11 protein-coding genes are annotated in these 21,056 nt (G+C 52.3%); 2 read left to right on the top strand and 9 right to left on the bottom strand.

The genetic code is table 11. The features are described from left to right. Window positions 1-16 precede the first annotated feature (16 nt). The 4 genes from SH668x_RS18990 to SH668x_RS18975 form a co-directional block, all read right to left on the bottom strand. Window positions 17-2,230, bottom strand: a complete 2,214-nt coding sequence (locus SH668x_RS18990; protein WP_437186638.1) for a hypothetical protein — start codon at window positions 2,228-2,230, stop codon at window positions 17-19. Then, window positions 2,227-4,251, bottom strand: a complete 2,025-nt coding sequence (locus tag SH668x_RS18985) for a BatA domain-containing protein (protein ID WP_437186637.1) — start codon at window positions 4,249-4,251, stop codon at window positions 2,227-2,229. The genes SH668x_RS18990 and SH668x_RS18985 overlap by 4 nt, the downstream gene beginning before the upstream one ends. Then, window positions 4,248-5,159 (bottom strand): DUF58 domain-containing protein, encoded by a 912-nt coding sequence (locus SH668x_RS18980; protein WP_437186636.1) that lies wholly within the window; start codon window positions 5,157-5,159, stop codon window positions 4,248-4,250. Before SH668x_RS18980 ends, SH668x_RS18985 begins: the two co-directional genes overlap by 4 nt. Before the next feature lie 491 nt (window positions 5,160-5,650). Continuing rightward, the gene (locus SH668x_RS18975) at window positions 5,651-7,669 is read right to left on the bottom strand and encodes a hypothetical protein (protein WP_437186635.1); all 2,019 of its coding nucleotides are present in this window, start codon (window positions 7,667-7,669) and stop codon (window positions 5,651-5,653) included. 715 nt (window positions 7,670-8,384) lie between these two features. On the opposite strand from SH668x_RS18975, the gene SH668x_RS18970 reads away from it, so the two are divergent. Both SH668x_RS18970 and SH668x_RS18965 read left to right on the top strand, forming a co-directional pair. After that, window positions 8,385-9,800, top strand: a complete 1,416-nt coding sequence (locus tag SH668x_RS18970; protein WP_437186634.1) for an efflux RND transporter periplasmic adaptor subunit — start codon at window positions 8,385-8,387, stop codon at window positions 9,798-9,800. A 66-nt stretch (window positions 9,801-9,866) separates the two neighbouring features. Next, window positions 9,867-13,061, top strand: a complete 3,195-nt coding sequence (locus tag SH668x_RS18965; protein WP_437186633.1) for an efflux RND transporter permease subunit — start codon at window positions 9,867-9,869, stop codon at window positions 13,059-13,061. Between the two features lie 85 nt (window positions 13,062-13,146). Here SH668x_RS18965 and SH668x_RS18960 read toward each other — a convergent pair whose 3' ends face one another. From SH668x_RS18960 to SH668x_RS18940, 5 genes are all read right to left on the bottom strand, one after another. Beyond that, window positions 13,147-14,442: a glycoside hydrolase family 15 protein gene (locus SH668x_RS18960; RefSeq protein WP_437186632.1), complete on the bottom strand. Its 1,296-nt coding sequence runs from the start codon at window positions 14,440-14,442 to the stop codon at window positions 13,147-13,149. A gap of 47 nt (window positions 14,443-14,489) precedes the next feature. Next, the gene (locus tag SH668x_RS18955) at window positions 14,490-16,559 is read right to left on the bottom strand and encodes a hypothetical protein (RefSeq protein WP_437186631.1); all 2,070 of its coding nucleotides are present in this window, start codon (window positions 16,557-16,559) and stop codon (window positions 14,490-14,492) included. Between the two features lie 375 nt (window positions 16,560-16,934). Next, entirely contained in the window at window positions 16,935-17,753 is an 819-nt protein-coding gene (locus SH668x_RS18950; protein WP_437186630.1) for a DUF1338 domain-containing protein, read from the bottom strand. A gap of 235 nt (window positions 17,754-17,988) precedes the next feature. After that, window positions 17,989-19,923, bottom strand: a complete 1,935-nt coding sequence (dxs, locus tag SH668x_RS18945) for a 1-deoxy-D-xylulose-5-phosphate synthase (protein ID WP_437186629.1) — start codon at window positions 19,921-19,923, stop codon at window positions 17,989-17,991. Beyond that, on the bottom strand, window positions 19,924-20,805 hold the full coding sequence (locus SH668x_RS18940; RefSeq protein ID WP_437186628.1) for a polyprenyl synthetase family protein: 882 nt from the start codon (window positions 20,803-20,805) through the stop codon (window positions 19,924-19,926). Window positions 20,806-21,056 lie beyond the last annotated feature (251 nt).

The raw sequence follows: 21,056 nt of genomic DNA, 5'->3' as shown, positions 1-21,056 counted from the left end.
TGATTGAGTTTTCCCATTACATCATACCGGATTGCTTTCTCCAAATCCAAAATCCTCCTAAGAGGAAAATTAGGGCTCCTGCCAGATAAGGACTGTTCCAGAGTTGTAGTCTTCTGACGACGGGCGGAGGGGATGGAAGCTCCGCGATGGAGTTCAGGACTTCTTCGAGCTGATTCAGCTGAAGTGATTTCCCTCGACTGATTCTTGCAATTTCTTCGAGCACCTCAGGGCGGGCTGGTTTCCCTTGTTGTTCAAGTGCATCCCCTTGCACAAAAAACTGAGACTCGAGAGTCGCCTTCGATTCGTTGCTAATCAGAGTGACTTTGTACTGTCCGGATTCCTGAGGGGAATAGCTTCCCTGAAAGACTCCCCATTCATCTCCAGCCGACAGAAACCGGACGGTTTCGATTTTTCCAGAGGGAGACTGAATTCTCGCCATCACTTCCCCGTTCAGGAGTGGTCCGCCGGCGTCGTCCATCACGTGAGCATGAAAAGCGATTGTACGGCGTACCTGCGGCTGATCGGGCGTATGGTAAAGCCGCATCGACTCCCCTTTTGACATGTTTCGCTGATAAGCCATCCAGCGGACCACCTGCCCCCAGAATCGATAGTGGTATTTGTCTTCAACACCTTTACGCCAGCGCCAGGCTGCATCAGTTCCCATAAAGAGGACCTTTCCGGCACCGAATGTTCTGGTCACCAGAAGAGGGATTCGGCCGAATTCGTTCGATGAATCGCTATGGACTGCGAGAACTTCAGTTCCTGCCTTTGCTCGTAGAACGGCAGAATGCCATTGGAAACCCGGGAGCCCCTCCCAGACGATGGCATTGTCTTCTGCCGTATCAGCAAGTTTGGTGAGGAGACTGGATCTCCCCCGTTCGGTTAATTCAAAATTGGCCGCTGTCCGGGAGCCCCATCCGCCCGGTTGTGTCTCATCCACGATCACGGGATAAAGATCTTTGAGTTCCGTCTCCATCAGCGATAGCTGGGCACCGTGAGCACCGGGGAGAAAGACGAGGCCGCTGGCTTGGTGCTCGACCAATCCTTTGACAAGTCGGCATTGATCTTCCGTCAATCCATCGCTTCCAAACCCGATATCCCCGAGAAAGACGACGTCGTACTTGGAGAGTTCTTCGAGGCTATTCGGGAACTCCTTGATGTAATCCTGAGATCCCCCTCCCGCCTTTTCCAGACCGGGGTGAAAGAGCATGCAGGAGACATCGACGCCGGGGTCGCGAGACAGCGCATTTCTGAGATATCGATATTCCCAGCGAGGGACGGAATCGACGACCAGAACTTTGAGTTTTTCTTCTCTGATGGCAATGGGAACCGTCTTTGTGTTGTTCTCAATGATCGTTTCATTGGCGTGTCGAGGGACTTCAACACTGACTGTGAAGTCGCCATTCTTGGTTGGCCTCCAGGTCAGTGCATCGCTAGTCCTTCCCATTGGAGCGACCCGGACATCTTTTGTGAGAGTGTCCCCTTCGGAAGTGGTGAACGACACTGTTGTGTGGTACTCGTGCGGGAGCGAACTTTCGATCGTAAATGGAACTCGCACCGGCTTTCCGGCAATTGCGAATGTCGGGAGATCCACATTCACCAAATCGATATCAGGGAGTCGTGAAGAGTTTCCTGCGGTGACTGTAAAGACTGGAATGCCCTTCATTCTTAATTCGGATGCTGCCTCAACTGGCGGCTTTCCAGTGTTCCAGTCTCCATCGGAGATCAACACTACTCCCAACAGATTCTTCAGGCGTTCCGGAGCCTTCGATAGCGGTTCATAGAGATTGCTACCGGGGCTCTCATCATTTGACGCGATCGGTTCGAAGTTGATCTCGAGCTTGTCTGCAAACTGCGACCATGTTTCGGGCTTGATAAGGCTCTGGATGGATTGCGATCGACTGATTGCGTTCGCTTGTTGCGCCTCTCCGGATGTGGCGTTGTCGGGCAGAACATCTTTGGTTTCCATGCTACCGGAATGGTCCCAGATTACCGAGATCGTCGGTTTCTCATCCGAATGGAATTCCTCGACCCATTCCGGCTGATTGAGCAGCGCGAGAACGAACACCACGATGAGGACTCGCAGCGTCTCCTGCAGCCCGTGGATTCGTTGATAGCCCCCGCGTCGCCATGAATAGATACTGACTCCCGCTGTGATGAGCAGGATGGTGACAGAAATGAAGGCCGTTACCGGATCAGTCAGAAACACGAGATTTTGAGAGGGTGTCATGCTGATACCGCCTCCGTGACTCGTTTGTCCCCAGCGAAGGGTGATTGAGTCTGTGTTTTGGGAGCAACTCGTGGTAAACAGAGTAATGATTCAGTGATCAGTGCAACCGCCATCAGGATGAGGAATAATCTCCAAATCTCCGAGAGCAACGGGCTCGACTTCCCCGCGACCTGATCGACTCGGCTAAATTCGAGTCCTTCGAACAGTCCAGCAATCTGAGCATCGTTGAGCGATTTCGGGCGGTCTTCCAGTGAGCTTCGATTCACTGCCAGAAACCGCTCACCATCCTTGTAAACGCCAGCTTGCAGGGGGAACTCGGTGGAGATTGAGTCCTTTTCGCCAGCCAAACGTGACCAGTCTGCTGTCGATCCTGCAGGGACTTCCCCAGCAATGTATTGCCGGGTTGCTCCCAAAGACGCCGCCCCCTTCTCCAGTGCACGCTGAATCATGACGTACAGCACAATTCCGTTTTGCACCAGGTTTGAATTGCTGCGATCAGGCGTCGTCGAACAGAAGTAAACATTCCGGAGTTCCGTTTCTGCACGCAGGAGCAGCGGATCGCCGTTCATGAGCTTGGCCAGTGGAATCTGAACTCCTTCGATCTGGCAGTGTCTTCGAATTTGAAGTTGGCCGAGGGGGAGCCCCTGTCCATTTTTAGTTTTGTTCAATAGATCTTGATCGCCGACCCATGAGGCGACAGAAATCGGTTCCGGAGGAGTTTGCCAAGTTCCCCAGGTAAGACCGGCGAAACTCGAGTTGTCCGGGACTTCCGGAGGGAAGAAGACGGCAACTCCCCCGCGTTTCAGGAAAGCGGAAAGCAGCTCAGCGTCCGTGCCAGTGGGGAGAGGCCCTTGCCAGAGAATCAACGCGACCGGTTCCCAATCGACAGATCCGAAATTCTCTCGAGTGACCGTTTCCGCACTCATCCCGACAGCACTCTCAGGCGAGATGGAAGAACTCAGCTTCAATACGCGTGCCGCTTCGTCGGAGTCGGCAACGATCAGCGTTTTTCGCGGAATCGGGGTGTCGAACACAAAGTAATATTGGTTGTCTGCCGGATTCGAATCTGCCTGAAGGGAGACCTGTCCCCAACCTCGAGTTTGACTCGTTTCCAAGGGGATTACGTGATCTTTTAAGTCGACTTCCGTGCCGCTGAAATCCAGATTCACAGTTGATCTCGCACCATCGATCTCGATCTGCACGGGGACTGACACAGGGGTTTCCGTTGCAGTCGAGCGTGTGACCCGAATTGACAGATGGAGTTCCGCTTTTGTGGAGGATTGGACGCGATTCGCTGCAGTGACCTGAATGGAAAAATTCGCCGGTGCGACTTCAGGGTAAGCGAGCAGATGAAAACGAACTTGTTGAGGAAGCTTCGAGAAGAGATCCCGCAGCGATTGCCATCGACCACTCTCTGCATTCCAATCCAATTCACTGACATCAGAACAGATCCAGATTTCCGTTCGTCCAGTGCGATTATCCTGAATGTATTTCAAGGCGGACTGCAGCATTCCCGGGAGATCGGATGTTGCACTCACCCCTTCTGGAGTGACGAGATTATTCAGGGCATCGAGTGTTTCAATTTCAACCGGGGCGGCGGAATTTCCGTTGATTACGACCCATCGTTGTGAACCGATCAGACCCAGAGATGAAATCAGTTGGTCCCGTCCCGAAACCAACTTTGATAATCCGCCAGATGGCCCCTGTTGCGACATGCTGGGGGACCGATCCATTAGAATGATCGTAGTGTCCGGGCGACCATTGGCAGCCAATCCCAGCCAGCCGCTCGTCAACGGTCGGGAGATCGCGAAGATCAATCCTGCGATGGCAAGTGTTCTGGCCGCCAGGATCAGCCATTGTCGAATTCGGGCATAGCCCTTCGACATTCGATTTGCTGCCAGAAGAAACATCATCGCCGCCCATTCAATCGTGCGGTACCGCCGCTGATTGATCAGGTGAATGATGACCGGTAGTGCAATGACCGGAAGGAACGCCAGCATCCAGGGCTGTAGAAAACTCATTTGCTCGCTCGCCCTTTCGTTCTGGCGATCAGAAACCGGCTCAGGACGTTCTCATAAGGCTCGTCGATGCGTACCTGATGATAGTCAATCGCACTGGTTTGAGTGATCTCTTTGATCGCTGCCAGATACTCTGTGAGCGCCATCTGGTATCGGTCGTAGATGTCATTCGGCTCCGCAAACACCGAAGCTCCCCCTTCCATATCGAGAAACCGCATCGGCCTCTGAAAGCGGAACTCCAGTTCCAGCGGATCGAGTAGATGGAAGACGGCCACGTCGTGCTTTCTGAACTGTAAGTGCTCGAAAGCGGAGCGAAGTCCAGCGGGGTCAACAAACAGATCCGAGATGATGACGACAAACGCTCGTTGTCGGATCGTTTCTGCAAGCTCGTGCAACCGGGAGACGAGCTGGGTGTCTCCTTTCGGGGTCGCATTTTCCAGAATGTCATAGAGACCACGCAGGTGAGAGGGTGTTCTGCGCGGAGGAATCGTTCGAACAATTGTCTCGGCGATACAGGAGAGTCCGACAGCATCTCCCTGCATGGAAGTGAGGTAAGCGAGTGAGCCCGCGATCTTCTGGGAGTATTCGAACTTTGTCACGTCTTTCGAGCCGAAGTTCATGGACCCGCTCGTGTCCAGAATCAGGCAGCAACGCAAATTCGTGTCGGCTTCAAACTCTTTCACGTAAAATCGGTCAGAACGTCCATAGGCACGCCAGTCGAGGCGTCGGAGGTCATCCCCGGGCAGGTAGCGGCGATATTCAGCAAATTCGACGCTGGCACCCCGGTGAGGACTTGCGTGAATTCCTGAGACGTTTCCAAGCATCGACCTACGTGATAATAGGGGGATGGCTGATAAGCGTGAGAGAATCTGCGGATCTAGGAATCGACGCTGCCGACTGTCTGGAATCATAAATCACATTCAAAAACGATGCGAAGGAATACTCAGAGTACACGCGTGTCGGCAGTTAAGTCAGTTTCTCATGCTTTAATTGTCAATTGAAACGTGCAGGGCGAACCAGGAATTGAAGTTGATTGAGCGACGTTACGGATACTCCGACGCACCCCAGGCGCGAGAAGTTCCAGTTTGTTCTACTGAAATGATCAAGGAAAGGTTTCAGTTTTAGATTAACACCCAATCACTTTTGTTCCAGAAGGAATCCGATTGTTCGAGCGATGTCGTGGAAAAACGTGCGAGAAAAATCTCGAAATATACGCTGCACTCCTTCGTGTGCTGCTGAGAAACTCGCATTTCGAAGGAGGGAATTCCACGGGATTATCACTTTGAGCTGAGGGTGAACCTGTTTCCCATGCGCATGGATGGCGTCGCATGACAAATGGCGTTGCAACAGCCATCCGCTCCTTGTTCAATCGATTTTCCCCAGTGTGGTGGACCCCGCTCGCTTAAGGGATGGCAACTCCTCGGAAGACGATGCCCTCACCATTCGGACGAGTGCAGACGGCGTTCAGACTGAGTTCTTCCGGAATGCCAGGAATCTCTACCGCTTGTGCATCGCCTTCGATAGGAAGGCGGAACAGTCGTGTCCGATTGAGTCGCTCGTGATGCATAGAAAAAATAAGGTGCTGCCCATCTGGAGTCCAAGCCATGTCGTTATCAAATGACGCTGCAGGCTTGATCAGACGAACTCTCGGGGCAGAATCTGTCATGTTGATAATCGCGATAGCATCCCCACCGTTTACTTGTGTGACACGTCCAGCGAGCATTTTGCTATCGGGAGACCAACACATATTGTACCAGAGGGAGTCCAACTTATGGGTTTTGGCGTCCATCACGGTCTTAAACTCTTCAGATGCAACATCATAGACCGCAATCGAATCGCCCCCTTTAATGCACGCGATCGATTGTCCGTCGGGGGACCATTGTGCGCCCCAGGTATCAGTGGACAAATGCTGATGGAGCGTTCCATCGGCGTTCATAATGCAGGTTCCGTACTCCCCTGTCTCATTCTTATACCGGGAGCATGAGTAGTATTGGCCATCAGGCGACCACGTTGGCATCAGTCCATGTGAGAGGTCCCCTTCTTCTTCGCCGTCGAGCAGGAAATAGGCTGCGCGATATTGGTTGTAGGTCTCATTTCCACGATGACGGTCAAAGATCACTTTTTTGCCATCAGCAGAGACACAGGGCGATCCCGCCCCTGAATATTCATCAGATTGATAGACTTTGCGTAGTCCTGATCCGTCCAGGTTGATCGTGTAAAACGCGTCGCTTGGGAGTCTGTGAAATTCCAGTTCATTCGACTCCAGTCTGCCACTTTCGTCTTGGTCGATCCGGTAGAAGTAATAATTAAAGATCAGCGAGAATTCCGCGTGGTTGAGAGGTTGGAACTCGTACTTCTCCAGGGACCATGATCGGTTTGAATCGGTAAATTGCTGGCGAGCGTCCAGTCCCCGATTGCCGAAAAGCGATAGCCTGTATTCCGAGAGGGTCCATTGATTGTCTTTGTCGCTATCAAACGCTTTCCATGTCATATTCGCCAGCGCCGAAAATTCTTTTGGCTCGCTTTGAAGTAATTCCTCCAGGTTGAGAAACCCATTGAGGTCTGTATCTGCGGCGAGAAACCTCAGAATTGGATCATCGTGCCCGGACCAGTTGGGGTCAGTCAGCTCGGACAGTGTCAATTCGCCATCGTGGTCGGCATCTGCTTGATCGAAGAGTGCACTCGCTCCCGCATCCTGCCACGCAATCAGAAATTCGTCCCGAGAGAGTTTCTGATCAACATTCTGGTCTGCTCTTAGAAATCGCGAGATGGGCGCCAGTCTGCCATCTGAAAATCGCAGGTCATGTCCGTAGTAGGTAATTCCGAATTGTTCCGAAATGAATTCTTTCGCGGTGAGTCGAGAAACAAATAGAGAATTCCTGTTGTTCAGGCGCCGCAGTTGATTTTCGAAGGCCTGACTATATGAATACCTCTGATCTCCATAGAGATATTCGAGCTCTGTGATGACCCGAGTCAGCTCGTTGGATGGCACTTGATCATTTTTCCAATCAGCAATGATTTGTTCTGCAGAGTCGATCGCCGCTGTCAAAAGATCGTCGTAGGGGTCTTCAATTTCCCCCCGTCCTTGAGCATTCAAGTCACTGGGAATAGCGGAAAACTCTGCGAGCGAAAGCTGCTGATTGCCGTTGATATCGAAGACCAGAAAATCACGTTTCGAACGCTCTGGGCTCGTTGATCCGACAAGGTATTCGTCGATTGTCAGTGACTTGTCCTTGTCGGTATCTAGCTGCTGGAATCTTTCGGCAATCTCGTTCCTCTGTGCCACAGCGACGTTGAACGCGAGAGAAAAGAACACTGTTAAGTGTACCGTGAGGCGGATAATAGACTGCTGAGCGATCATTTGTGCCCGACGATTTTGATGGTTAGAGAAGCGACTTCTCGCGAATTTCGTCTGAATCACGCCGAGGTTCCTGTCAGATCGAGAGCAAAAAGATCGAAAAGTAAGGGCTGTTTCAGCTCCAAAGTGGTGTGCAAATCCGGGAATGCGGATTCGCCGTGTCGTTCGCTGCTTGAACTGATCTTCTGTGATGTTCGATCTTAAGGCGTTTGGTGGTCAGTTGTTCTGTTGTTTTGTGATGAGGTGCCCTGGTGAGGTGCAGACGCAAATCAATTTTACGGATTTCATCACCCAGCGGACTTTCACCTTATATCATCCCGTTCGCCAAGTTTCTCAGTATTTAAAGAGGTTTATGTGAAATTTCGCCGTTTACTGAATTCAGTTCTGAGATATTCCCGAACCCAATCACCGTTTCCGTCTCAGAAGGTTTTCGTTTCCATATACATCGTGTGACAGATCGATTCATCGCGCAAGACTTGATGAAGACCTCGCATGGCTGTTAAAAACTACTCTGTTCGGTATAGTTTGTCGGTGGGATGTATTTTCGGTCGATTCAAACTTCGCTCGTTCGACTAACGAGAGACGTGCAGTCAGGTTGACCGGCGAGTTTCGACTTTCAGCGATCTGACGCAAAAGTACGTCATTGGGATTTGCAAACTGCGATCAGTGAGGCAAGTTTTGTCGACTTCGTCTCTGTACTTTTAGGGATACTCGGCCAGTGATGTGCCCTCTTCATTTTGAACAAACCAACGTCTCTGAACTCTCACGTCGTACTCTCATGAAACATATTTCAATCACGGCTTTGAGTGTTGCTCTCCTGTTTTCTTTCGGCTGCTCCCCTCCGAATGCTTATCGGCCATCAGGAGATCCAGTTGCCGTTTACGATTTTCCGATTGTGAAGCCAGTAACGAGCTATGTCTCTCAAACCGGAACAACGCAAGCTGTCGAACGTGTGGAACTTCGTAATCGAGTCGCCGGAATCCTTTTGGAACGCAATTTTGAGGACGGGGATTTCGTCAAAAAGGGTGATCTGCTCTTCGTGATCGATGAGGAGCCCTTCATCGTTAAATTGAATTTGGCGAAGGCCAAGCTTGATGAAGCAAACGCGAATCTTAAGAAAGCGGAACAATCCAAAGCCCGAGAAATTGCACTCTCACAACTTCAATTGAATGAGTCTGAATTGCAATTGGCGAAGTTGACCCATGAGCGTAGTTCGGGACTCCTGGGGCAGAACGCGACATCGCGGCAGGAGTTTGATCGCACGGAAGCAGCCCTGAAAAAAGGGGAAGCCCTTATCCTGACAAGCAAAGCGCAGCTCGACCAAGCGAACTCTGATTATCAGACGGACATCCTGAGTGCTAAGAGTGCTGTTGAACTGGCCAACGCTGAAATTCAAGCGGCGACGATTGATCTTGGATATTGTCGGATCCACGCTCCAATTGATGGTTTCATCGACCGACGCACTGTTGATAAGGGAAACTACGTCAAAGCTGACAGCGATAACGTACTCGCATCAATCGTCAGAACAGACTCGATCTACGCCTATGTGTCGATCAACGAAGCGGACCTGTTCAGATTGAAATCAACCTACCCTGAGTACAGCAAAACGGGTGAGGACGATCCAAAGAAGATTCCAGTGTTAATGACCATTGGTGACACCACGGAGCCGGTCTTCAACGGATGGGTTGACTACGTCTCTCCAAGCGTCAAAGCGGATGCGGGAACAGTTCAAATTCGTGGTGTGTTCGAAAACCCGGGAATGCTGATGCCCGGGATGTTCGTGCGAATTCGGATCCCTTCGGAGACCAACGACAAAGCGATGCTCGTTTTCGAGTCCTCGATTGGATATGACCAGGCGGGCGCGTTTGTCTATCTCATTAACGACCAGGACGTCATTGAACGTCGGTCTGTCGAATTGGGAGACACCGTTGACGGAATGCGTGTGGTTGCAGGCGATTTCGACGAGAAATCGAGAATCGTGAAGGATGGATTACTCAAGGTTCGCGTTCAGCTGAAAGTGACTCCAATGACTCAGGCTGAATTTGAGGAGATGCTCGCAGAGCAGGCGAAAGCAGCCCAAGCGGGACCGCCGGGACCAGGGGCGCCCGCTGCACCGAAAGAGCCCCAAGCTCCTGAAGAGTCGGATTCGAAAGCGACATCGGAGACGCCTGCGACTGGCGAAGCTGCAAAATAGGTTTTCAGGTCAATTGCTGACTTTGTGCGGTCTTGAATTTTTCACTCAAACTGAGTGCCACTGAAGATGATCTATCGTTTTTTTATTGACCGGCCGATTTTTGCCAACGTCATCGCAATTCTCACGATGATCATTGGTGGTGTCTCTATCCTTGGGTTGCCCGTTGAGCAATATCCACAACTGACTCCGCCCACGGTGCAGGTGACTGCGAGCTATCCCGGTGCGAACGCCATGGTACTCGCTGACACTGTTGCGGGGCCGCTGGAGCAGTCGATCAACGGCGTCGAGAACATGCTCTACATGTCCTCGGTCTGTTCCGACAACGGTAGCTACACGCTCACGATTACGTTCGAGGTGGGCTCTGATCTCGATCAGGCGCAGGTTCTAGTACAGAACCGAATTGCTTCGGCTCTTCCCCGTCTTCCACAGGAAGCGCAAAGGCTCGGGGTTGTCGCACAGAAGCAATCGACAAGCATGATCGTGGTGGTTGGTCTGACAAGTCCAGACAACTCGTATGACGGCTTGTATCTCAGTAATTACGCTGAGATTCGTATTAAGGACATCATCAGCCGTATTCCGGGGGTCGGCGGGACACAGGTCTTCGGAAGCGGTGCCTACGGAATGCGAGTCTGGGTTGATCCGGACAAACTCAAAGCTCGCGGCATGACCATTGATGAGGTAATTGCCGCCATCGGAAGCCAAAACGTGCAAGTGGCGGCGGGTCAGATTGGACAACGACCAGCGAGTGGCGATCAGAACAATCAGTTTACCGTTACAACTCAGGGGCGGTTCACCGATGCCGAGCAGTTCGGCGATATCATCATTCGTACGTTGCGTGACGATAAAACGGGTGCTCAGATTACCCAATTGAAGGACGTTGCCCGAGTTGAACTGGGGTCGCAGTCCTACGCATCCTGGATGGAAGTGAGCGGGAAGCCTGCGGCCGGGGTCGCGGTGTTTCAGCTTCCAGGAGCGAACTCTCTGAGTGTCGCTGAAGCGGTGATTCACGAAGTCGAGAACATGAAGAAGGATCTCCCCAAAGGTGTGGAGATCGACATTCCTTTCAATCCGACAGAGTTCGTGGAAGAGTCGATTGAGGAAGTTTACAAGACGCTGATCGAAGCAGGTGTCTTGGTTCTCATCGTGATTCTTGTCTTTCTTCAAGACTGGCGAGCGGTGTTGATTCCCGCGACGACAGTCCCCGTGACGATTATTGGAACATTCGCAGCATTGTTGGCAATGGGGTATTCCATCAACATGCTGACGCTGTTCGGTCTGGTTCTGGCGATCGGTATCGTGGTCGACGACGCGATCGTGATCGTGGAGAACGCCGTGCACCATATCGATCGTGGTGGGCTTGATGCTCGCACGGCCACCATTAAAGCGATGGGCGAAGTGCTGGGGCCGGTCATCGGGATCACACTTGTGCTGATGGCGGTGTTCGTGCCAACAGTATTTATGGCGGGGATTACCGGGAAACTCTATCAGCAATTCGCTTTGACCATTGCAGCGACAGCGATCATTAGTGCGGTGAACGCGATCACGCTGAAGCCAGCTCAATGTGCCCTGTACCTGCGCCCGACTCCAGCGAAGAAGAACTTCTTCTATCGGGGGTTTAATTACGTCTACGGCGGATTTGAGGCGATCTACTACCGGATTGTCAAAGCGATTCTTCCCTACTCAGCAGTCTTTATGCTGTTGTTCGTGCTGATCGCAGGAGGCGCCGGTTACTGGTTCACAAAACTTCCCTCGAGCTTCCTTCCTACTGAGGATCAGGGTTACGCCATCGTGTTCGGACGATTGGACGATGCTGCGTCTTTGGAGCGAACGGAAGTCATTATCGAAAAGCTGAACAACATCCTCTCGAACACACCGGGTGTCCGTCAGTGGTTCACCATCGGGGGAATGTCGTTGATGGATGGCGGGACGGTTCCAAACGCATTCACGATCTTCCTGAATTTCGAGCCTCGTAAGGATCGTTTGAAGGACCCTTCGAAATCGCTCGAAGCGATTCTCGGGAACGTGTACATGCAGACCGCTTCCATTCTTGAAGCACAGGTATTTGCGTTTCCGCCCCCTCCAATTCAAGGGCTCGGACAAGCGGGGGGATTTGAGTTCCGTCTGCAAGATCGAGAAAACCTGGGATTGTTGCAGTTGCAGCAAGTGGCGAACGAGATCATTTCCGAAGGAGGAAAGCAGTCTCACCTGACAGGGCTTTCCAGTTCATTCAGTGCCGGTGTGCCTCAGCTATATGTCGATATCGATCGCGAGAAGGCATCGAGTCTGGGGATTCAGCTGCAGGATGTCTTTATGACCATGCAGGCCTCATTGGGGTCTGTTTACGTCAACGACTTCAACAAATTTGGTCGAACCTGGCAGGTGCAAGTACAGGCGGATCAGAAGTTCCGTCAGCGGCCGGAGGACATCAAACGGTTGGAAGTTCGCAATATCAAGGGGGAGATGATTCCTCTCGGAGCTATTTCAACCGTCAGCATGAAGACCGGCCCGCAGATGATTACCCGGTACAACCTGTATCCATCTGTGACCATTCAAGGGAATGCAGCGATGGGGGTCAGTTCCGGTCAGGCAATGCAGGTCATGGAGAATATGGCTGACGCAAAGCTCCCGACCGGAATGGGCTATGAGTGGAGTGGATTGTCATTCCAGGAAAAGCGTGTAAGTGGACAGGCTTTCTATGTCTTCGGCATGGCGGTCTTGATGGTTTATCTGGTGCTCGCAGCTCAGTATGAAAACTGGTTCCTGCCAGCCGCCGTGATTCTTGTGGTGCCGTTGGCGTTGCTGGGAACCGTCGCTGCTGTGGCGTTTCGCGGAATGGATAACAACATCTATACGCAGATCGGAATCGTTCTGATTATCGCGTTAGCAAGTAAGAACGCGATTCTGATCGTTGAGTTCGCTCGTGAGTTACGTGATCAGGGGCGTTCCATTCGAGATGCTGCTGCGGAAGCTGCCCGACTTCGATTCCGACCGATTCTCATGACGTCGTTCGCGTTCATTCTGGGGATCGTCCCGTTGGTGATTGCGACCGGTGCCGGTGCAGCAGCCCGACGATCTCTTGGAACGGCGGTGTTCGGAGGAATGATTGCAGCGACCGTGTTGGCCGTCTTCTTCGTACCAGTCTTCTACGTGATCATGCAGACGATCTCGGAACTCTTCTCGAAGAACAAAAAGAAGCCAGAACACGTTGACGAACTGGCACATGGAGAAGGACATGCAGAGCCGGTGACGTCAGTCCACTGACTGAATGTTCTGAGATGACTTGAAAACAGAGGGGGTGCATTCCAAATCTGGAGTGCACCCCTTTTTGCTAGTTTGAATTCATCTCTTACTTCTTGATGGCAGCACTCTTTCGCATCGACAGAAGTGCGAGCAGCAGGTTGGCCTGTGTCCACAAAAGCGGGGTGATGTCGTTGGGAATCCATTCACCCTTCTCAAGGAAGTAGGATTCGGGACATCGATTGGCTGGGAACCGCCCTTTGTCGTCCGTGAGTTGCTTCAGCGCTCTTCTGAGATGGAGCTGTTGTTTCTGTGCGTCTTCAACCTGCCCACTTTCCTGAAATCGATTTCCGTAAATGACTGACAGGATGGGATCGAAGATGCACCACTGAGCCTCTTCGCCCGGCTTGAGCAGGCGATCTCGAACGCTCATGTCATCGCTGAAATCAGTCGTCCGGACCTCTGCTGACAGAAGCTCCCGGTAATTGGCACACCAATAGGAGTCGCCGTTATACCGTCGAATCCCGATCGGCCCGCCGAGATGTTCAACGGTTTCGTCCATGATCTGGGTGGCCAGCTCACCAGTGATCAGTTTCAACGGGTAAATCAGAAAGAGAAGTGCAGCGTCGTATCGTCTCCCCTTTGTGGGGTCCGATTGAATGCACTCGGCAGGCAGAATTTCGTGCAGGGAGCGCCAGCCTTGATCGATCAGTTCGTTCAAGAGGACGAGGTCAACCTCATTGGAATGTTGTTCTGAGAGATGTGATCTCAGCTCCTGAAGTCCAGCGACGACTGGGCCGATGCTGCTCGCTTCGATTTTTCGGGATTCTTCCCAGTGACCACTATCCTCATCTTCGAAGTAACGGATTTTGGCGAAGTACCGAACGAACAGATTGAAGAGTTGCAACGTCGACTCGGTGGCAATCAGGTCGCCGGAACGAATGAGCTTGCAGGCCAGCCACAGCGTGTAGCCCAAAGCGTCGTTCTGCGCATGTGCCCAGCGGACTTCGATTTCATTCAGCGATTCTCCATCAAACCTGATATGGGGGCGATTCATCGGGTCGGTGGAATTCGTCTCGCCATCGATGATCGCACTGAATTTGAAGGCGTGCTTGGAGTAGAAGGTCAACAAAGATCGAACAGCCTTGGCTGCAATTTCTTTCTTGCCAGCAATCCACAGCGCGTGGGCAATGTGGCAATTATCCCGCGTCCAGATGTACTGATAGCCTGTCAGGCGAAACTCCGGGTTTTCGGCTGCCGCAGCGGAGAACAGTCCTGTGGAAATCGTGGGAAACTGAAAGGTTCCCTGCGCTTCGAGGTAGGCAATCACCTGATCGACTTCCTGCTCAGTTGGAAAGTCGCTCAAGGAGAGATCTGGAGTCATTCCAGGACGGACCGTTGACATGTATTTCTGCCTGATTAGGTGCCCGATCGAATCGCAACTGCGAATTGCTAGCGATTCTTGTTTTGCCTTTTCTCAATCAGCTTTTCAATCAAACCAATTCCGGCTTTAACGCCGATGTTCTTGCCAAACTCCGCAGTCGCCCGAGCATCGATTTTGGGGTCGCTTGTCGTTCCTGTGACCGTGAATGGAATTGGCTCACTCGCGATTGCTTTCAAGACTGGTCGATTCGGATCTAACCACTTCTCAGGCAAATAGAGATTGACCTTCATTGCCAGAGTCTTGTCCAGACCGACAGAACCTGCAGTTGTCATTTGCATTCCACCAATAAGGGCGGCGAAGTTTTCGTGGTATACGCGTCCTTCGTGCAGTTGGAACCGGATCTCTTCCTCTGGAATCTGGATGAAGGCCTTCTCAGCCAGTGGTTCATTTGGGCGGTTCAGCATAAGCTGGATTTGCTCGACTTGCTGCACGATTTGCATGGCAAGGGGACCGGGACGCACCTGGCCATTCTGAATGCGGAGCACCCCTCCAACTGATGCTTTTTCGTACTGACCGATGACAAGATTTCCAGCGTTCATCGAGAGTGAAAACTGTCCATCAGCCCGGGTGGCATCTGCGAGTGTTGGTGAGACATACAACAGCCAGTCGCGGCAGATCTCTTCGCTCAGATTCACGTTTTCGAGGATGACGCCCTGCGTAAACAGGAGCGTTGGTGGTTCGGTTCGGGTGTCATAGGCGGGAAGCGAAATGAGTCGTCCACCACTGACAGGAACGTCGAGAGGTTCTGCGCGAACCACACCTTCGCTCAGGCTGATTTTCATCTTCCCGTTGCGTGATTCCAGGCCATAGGCAGCAACGCGGTCCCAACTTGCGATGAGGGAGTAGGACAGTGGTTGGGCAGGCTCCCCTTCTTTCGGAGCCAATGCCCCATCAACGGTGACCTGCGAGAGTTGAATCCCCTCAATCTCAACTTTTTCACGAATCTCAGCCGGGAGAAGATCAATAATTGCAGTACCGGGAGCGCGAACATTCGCGAGCACGTTCAGAATCTGAGGTCCCGAAACCTGCGACACTTTTCCTTTGAGATCGACGGCCGCGTTTGCCGCTGAGAGATAAAGTCTGGAGATGCTGAGTTCATCAGCCGGTTTCGAATACTCGCCATCGACTTCGAGATCCACTGAACCGGGTGGGTTCTGTAAGAATGCGACCTGCTGAACCGGACTTTGATCAGGTTTGTCCTGAAGTCGCAACTTCGCTTTCGCTTTCCACCCGTGCGAGACGTTCCGGAGGAACTCACCCTGAAGACTTCCAGTACAAGTTTCAAGACCATGATCTTTGCCGAGGTATTTTTCGAGCCAAAGATTCGCTGCGATGAGGGAGACCTGTTGCCCGCCCCCTTCGATCTGAAGAGTCTCAGTTCCTTCTGCATCGGCCTTTTTGGTCCAGAGCGCCTGAAGTTGGATCGGCCCTTGTGAGGTTGCAGGATCGGCAGGTACGGAGACCCTCACTTCCTGCGTACTCTCGTCCGTTTTGTTCAGTCGATAGTAAGCAGTGATGCCCTTCCATGATTCGACCGGTTGACGTTCTGCGTTCTGAAATTCGATGGAACAGTTCGTCAGGTTCAATTCCATAGGCTGAGGAGCGGAGGGAATCTTCGTCTCATTGGCCATGTTCAGCGATTCAGAAAGATCGAGTTTCTCATTAGATGATGTTCCCGGTGCGGGGACTGCAATCTTTAGCTGAAGCCCGTCGAGGTCGAGTTTGAGATGTGAGGACTTTCCAGTCAGCAGTTCCCAAAAGGTCCGCTGGTAGGTGACGGATTTCACACTCACGACCGGACTCCCAGACTCATCCTTGAAGGAGACGTCGGTCAGCTGCATGGGAGCTTGCCAGCCAAATGCGGCATTTCCAATTGCGACTGTTCCCGCTGGCTGCCCGGATATCATGGAGATGAATTCCGGCGAACGGCAGAGTTGGCTAGCGATCAGCGGCAGGCAGAAGAGAGTTCCGCAAACGATGACAAACAGCATCAGAAACCAGAACCCGAGTCGGCTGGCTTTTCGCTTCGGCTTTGTTGCGTTCTGTTCGATGACGACATCAGTTTCGGGTTTTGACATGTGTACCTCCCTGTCCTACAGCGTTGACGTCTGGTCCAGCCCTGACCAGACGACTTCAAGAATTTCGGCAACTTTTCACTGAGCAAGAGAACTGTCGATCTTCCGAAAAAACAGAGATGCGAGTGAAAGTCAGCAGCATTTTGCTCCCGGGATGGTAAGCGACCTTTTGAGATTCGCCTACTTGAAAATCGGAGCAATACGAATTTCGTCTGATAGACGCCATTTTGATGAGCCACACCGTTCGACGTCAGAAGTGTATAAATGGAAATGTGTTGTGGTAGATCGAGGGAGTCTTGCCCGCAGAAGTACGCCTGAAAACTTCCGCTATTGTGATCGCCTAGCGTTCATAGAACCTGAGGCGGAAATGAACTCTGCCTAGCTTGTGGGTGAGGCCTGACGATCGGTGCTTTGAAAAATCTTGTCGGCGCTCGTAGTGACAAAGGCGCTGAACAGGGTTCCATCTGCCTGGGCGTAACGTCTCGCGAATTCGTAGTAACAGCCGGGAATGAGAAGCTTCCCGTCGGCGAACTCCACCTCGACCTTCGAGGCGATCGTCGAAGACTGCTCAAGCAGTTCCTCTGCACTCCCCTTGATCGCTCCACCTTCAACGTTCAGTGGAAAACCCGCCTGAAGCACAAGCTCATTTAACTCTTCAAGACTTTGTATGGTTGTCAGAGAATTGACGAGCACTGTGAAATGATTCACCCGAAACCCGAACGCTGCCATCCAGCCAGCATACTCGCTTTCCTTTGCGAGTGTCTCGTAATTGTTAATCGGAAGATTCCAGAGGCGGCCAGCGAGGCAAAGCTCAGGGCAATCGAGCATATCCGCAGGAACCTGGTCAATCAGATCAAGAACGATTCTTTGCAGATCGCTGCTGAAATCACGCACAAGAAGTTCGCTGACAAAGATTTTGGGGAGCTGAGGATCCGGATGTTCGTAATGCTGCGCAGCGAGTTTTTTCTTCTCGAAGCGGTAGTCGCCCTTCTTCTTGTAGCCTGCAGAAACGAACGGTCTGGCGATCGAATCGACGCCAATTCGCGGATCGGCGAAGGTGCGGAGAGCAATGTGATCGTTAACCGCCGCTTCCCCGCGATCTTCAAGAAGTTTGTGAATGACCTGGGCCTGCGAGTTGATCTGAGTGAAGTCGATCCACAGTCGGTGAAGTAGCTCGTCCAGTTGATGTCTAGACATCGTGAATCTCCTTAACTCAATAAAGGTCGGTCACTCAAAACGGGCGTAGTACTCTAGGCAGCGAATCCCGGACCGAAAAAGGCCCATTAACAATGGATCACTCATTCGATCCGGAGCGGATTGAATGAGCAGCGAATGGAAGTGCCGTCTCGAACTGTACTTGAGAGGACGTGATGTCTTCTTAAGTACAATTCAACAAGAGACTTAAACTAGTAGTGATTTGTACAGGACTGCCTTACGAACGATCACCGACCGACAGAGAGTCTTGCGTACTGCTTTTTGCTTTACGGGCTGCCAGTTGATGTGCAGCAGCCATCATTCCGGCGACATCCAGTCCAACTTCGCTCAGCTGTTCTGAGCGTTCACCGTGATCAATGAAATAGTCCGGAATTCCCAGACGCTTGATGCCATGAGTCGGTAGACCAGCGTCGTTCGCGGCTTCTAGAACGGCACTTCCGAATCCCCCGTTGAGGGTGCTTTCCTCAACGGTAATTACAAAGCCGTTTTCAATTGCTTTGAAGATGGCTGCGGTATCGAGAGGGCGAAGGAATCTTGCATTGATGACGCCGACATCGAGGCCATCTTTAGCGAGTCTCTCTGCTGCTGCGAGGCATGTTGTCACCATCGTTCCAAAGGCGACGAACGTACCATCTTCTCCTGTACGCAAAACTTCAGATTTTCCAAGCTCCAGCGGTGTCACGGGGCGTGAAATCAATTCGGCGTTACATTTTGGATAGCGAATTGACGTCGGACCATCGTAGGTCAGTGAGAAATCGAGCATTGCCTCGACATCCCGCTGATCGCCCGGTGCCATGACGACAATATTCGGGAACGTCCGCATGTACGTGTTGTCGAATGCTCCGTGATGTGTTGGCCCATCTGCCCCAACGAGTCCGGCTCGATCGAGGCAGAATGTCACAGGGAGATTCTGCAGAGCAACCTCTTGGAAGATGTGGTCGAAGCTTCGCTGTAGGAAGGTGCTGTAGATATCGACGATCGGGCGGGCCCCGGTCTTCGCCATCCCGGCAGCAAACGCGACGGCATGCCCTTCGCAGATTCCAACATCGAAAAAGCGATCGGGGAACTCTTCACGAATTTTTCCGAGGTTGTTCCCTTCGCACATGGCTGCTGTCAGAACGCAGACTTGCTTGTCCCTTTTCATCGCTGTGTAGATGGCATCGCTGACGACGTTGGTATACGCCGGTGCGGATCCCTTCTTTGTGAAGGTCACTTCGTCCCCTTCTGGCGTGCGGCAGAAGGGGCTTGGAGTGTGGAACTTCACTGGATTGGCCAATGCGGGCGCGAATCCCTGTCCTTTTTCGGTGAAGACGTGCAGAAGGACCGGGCCTCGCATCTCTTTCACGAGTTCGAGAGATTTTTTGAGTGCAACCAGATCGTGCCCATCGACAGGACCGACATAGCGGAACCCCATCTCCTCAAACAGCACACCACCGTGAATGAAGTTCTTCACAGCGTCTTTGAAGTTTCCGATGGTTTCCGCTGCAGAAGTGCCGACGAGAGGGACTTTGTTCAGCAGCCAGGAAATGTCACGTTTGAGGCCGTTATAGAATGGGGCGACGCGAGCTTTATCAAGGTACGAAGCCATTCCACCGACGCGTGGGCAAATTCCCATCTTGTTGTCGTTGAGAATGACGAGCAGGTCTTTGTTGAGCCCGGCCGCGTTGTTGAAGGCTTCGAAAACGACACCACTCGGGAGGGCTCCGTCACCAATCACGGCAACGGATTTTCGATCCTCTTCGGGGCGCATCAAGTCATCGCCAGCTTTCAGACCCAGAGAGGTCGAGACGCTGGAACCGGCATGGCCCGTCATGAACAGGTCGTATTCACTTTCGATCGGGTTCGGGTAGCCCATGAGGCCCCCTTTACGACGAATCGTGTGGAACTCTGGGAATCGACCAGTGATCAGTTTGTGTGGATAGATCTGATGGCCAGTATCCCAAATCAGTCGATCACGTGAGAAATCGAAAACTGAGTGCAAAGCCAGACAGAGTTCAACAACTCCCAGATTGCTGGAAAAGTGAGCCGGTCGGTCTGCGACAACTTCGCAGAGGGCCTCACGAATTTCAGCAGCAAGCTTCACGAGTTGCTCGTGTGTCATGCTACGCAGCTCGCGAGGAGATCCGATCAGAGGGAGAAGCTCATATTCCATTTAGTGGTCTCGCTCGATGATATAACGGGCTAACGAGATCAGTGGCTGACCGCGTTCGCCAAGTGGTGCGATGACGTCGCATGCGCGATGAATTAAATCCTCAGCTCGAAGTCGACTCTCTTCGACCCCAAGCAGAGACGGGTAAGTCTGTTTGCCGACATCGGCGTCCTTCTGGACACCCTTACCCATTTTGTCCTGTTCGCCGCAGACATCCAAGAGATCATCCGCTATTTGGAAGGCCAAACCGACGGATTCCCCGTAAATAGTTAAGTTGCGTAGAGTTTGAGGGTCTGCGTTTCCAATCAGTCCACCCATCCGCAATGCGGCGCACAGCAACTTTCCTGTTTTTCTTCGATGAACTGCTTCCAGCTCTTCCAGCGTAATTTGTGGATTCGTTTCTGCTTCCAGGTCTGCCTGCTGTCCTCCCACCATTCCACAATTGCCGGCGGCCAAAGCGAGTTCCAGTACGCACTGGGCCGCCAGTTCAGCAGGTTTCAGGTCTTTCGCCAGAACTTCGAATGCCAATGTCAGAAGTGCATCACCCGCCAGAATTGCGGTTGATTCATCAAATTGGATGTGATTTGTCGGGCGTCCACGACGTAGGTCGTCGTCGTCCATGGCTGGAAGGTCGTCGTGGATCAATGAATAGCAATGGACCATCTCGATGGCGCTGGCGGCGGGGAGAGCATCCTGAATCTTTCCATCAACAGCCTCACAGGCCATTAACACCAGACAGGGGCGCACTCGCTTCCCCGGAGCAAGGAGACTGTAACGCATCGACTCCGTAAGACGCGTTGGGCAAGCCGATGAGAACACGGTATCCGCTTGCAAGCGTTGCTCGATCAGGTGACGCAGGTCTGAAAGATAGGCGTGGAGGTTCACGGGATGTTCGCTGCAAACGGGGTCAACAGAGGCTCTCGACGTTATTGTACACATTGGACTGAAATGGCGATAATTCCGTCAATGAAGCTACGTCTTACATTGACTTGGAAACTTGGACTTTCTGACTCAAATGACAGTCCACCTCAACAGATGTTGATCCGCAGATATTGAAAGCATCAGGCAAAACAGGGGCCTCCGGGGGATTTCTCAAGGAGAGATCCTCGAGCGATCAGGGACCCTGTTCATTAATC

The organism is Planctomicrobium mucosum (genome assembly GCF_051466335.1).
Taxonomy (GTDB): domain Bacteria; phylum Planctomycetota; class Planctomycetia; order Planctomycetales; family Planctomycetaceae; genus Planctomicrobium.
This window is presented reverse-complemented; position numbering and strand designations above follow the sequence as displayed.

Excerpts from the sequence above, each read along its gene's own strand:
- SH668x_RS18960 (WP_437186632.1), bottom strand. The coding sequence starts at position 14,442 with ATGTCAACGGTCCGTCCTGGAATGACTCCAGATCTCTCCTTGAGCGAC.
- SH668x_RS18970 (WP_437186634.1), top strand. The coding sequence starts at position 8,385 with ATGAAACATATTTCAATCACGGCTTTGAGTGTTGCTCTCCTGTTTTCT.
- dxs (WP_437186629.1), bottom strand. The coding sequence starts at position 19,923 with ATGGAATATGAGCTTCTCCCTCTGATCGGATCTCCTCGCGAGCTGCGT.
- SH668x_RS18965 (WP_437186633.1), top strand. The coding sequence starts at position 9,867 with ATGATCTATCGTTTTTTTATTGACCGGCCGATTTTTGCCAACGTCATC.
- SH668x_RS18955 (WP_437186631.1), bottom strand. The coding sequence starts at position 16,559 with ATGTCAAAACCCGAAACTGATGTCGTCATCGAACAGAACGCAACAAAG.
- SH668x_RS18985 (WP_437186637.1), bottom strand. The coding sequence starts at position 4,251 with ATGAGTTTTCTACAGCCCTGGATGCTGGCGTTCCTTCCGGTCATTGCA.
- SH668x_RS18990 (WP_437186638.1), bottom strand. The coding sequence starts at position 2,230 with ATGACACCCTCTCAAAATCTCGTGTTTCTGACTGATCCGGTAACGGCC.
- SH668x_RS18950 (WP_437186630.1), bottom strand. The coding sequence starts at position 17,753 with ATGTCTAGACATCAACTGGACGAGCTACTTCACCGACTGTGGATCGAC.
- SH668x_RS18980 (WP_437186636.1), bottom strand. The coding sequence starts at position 5,159 with ATGATTCCAGACAGTCGGCAGCGTCGATTCCTAGATCCGCAGATTCTC.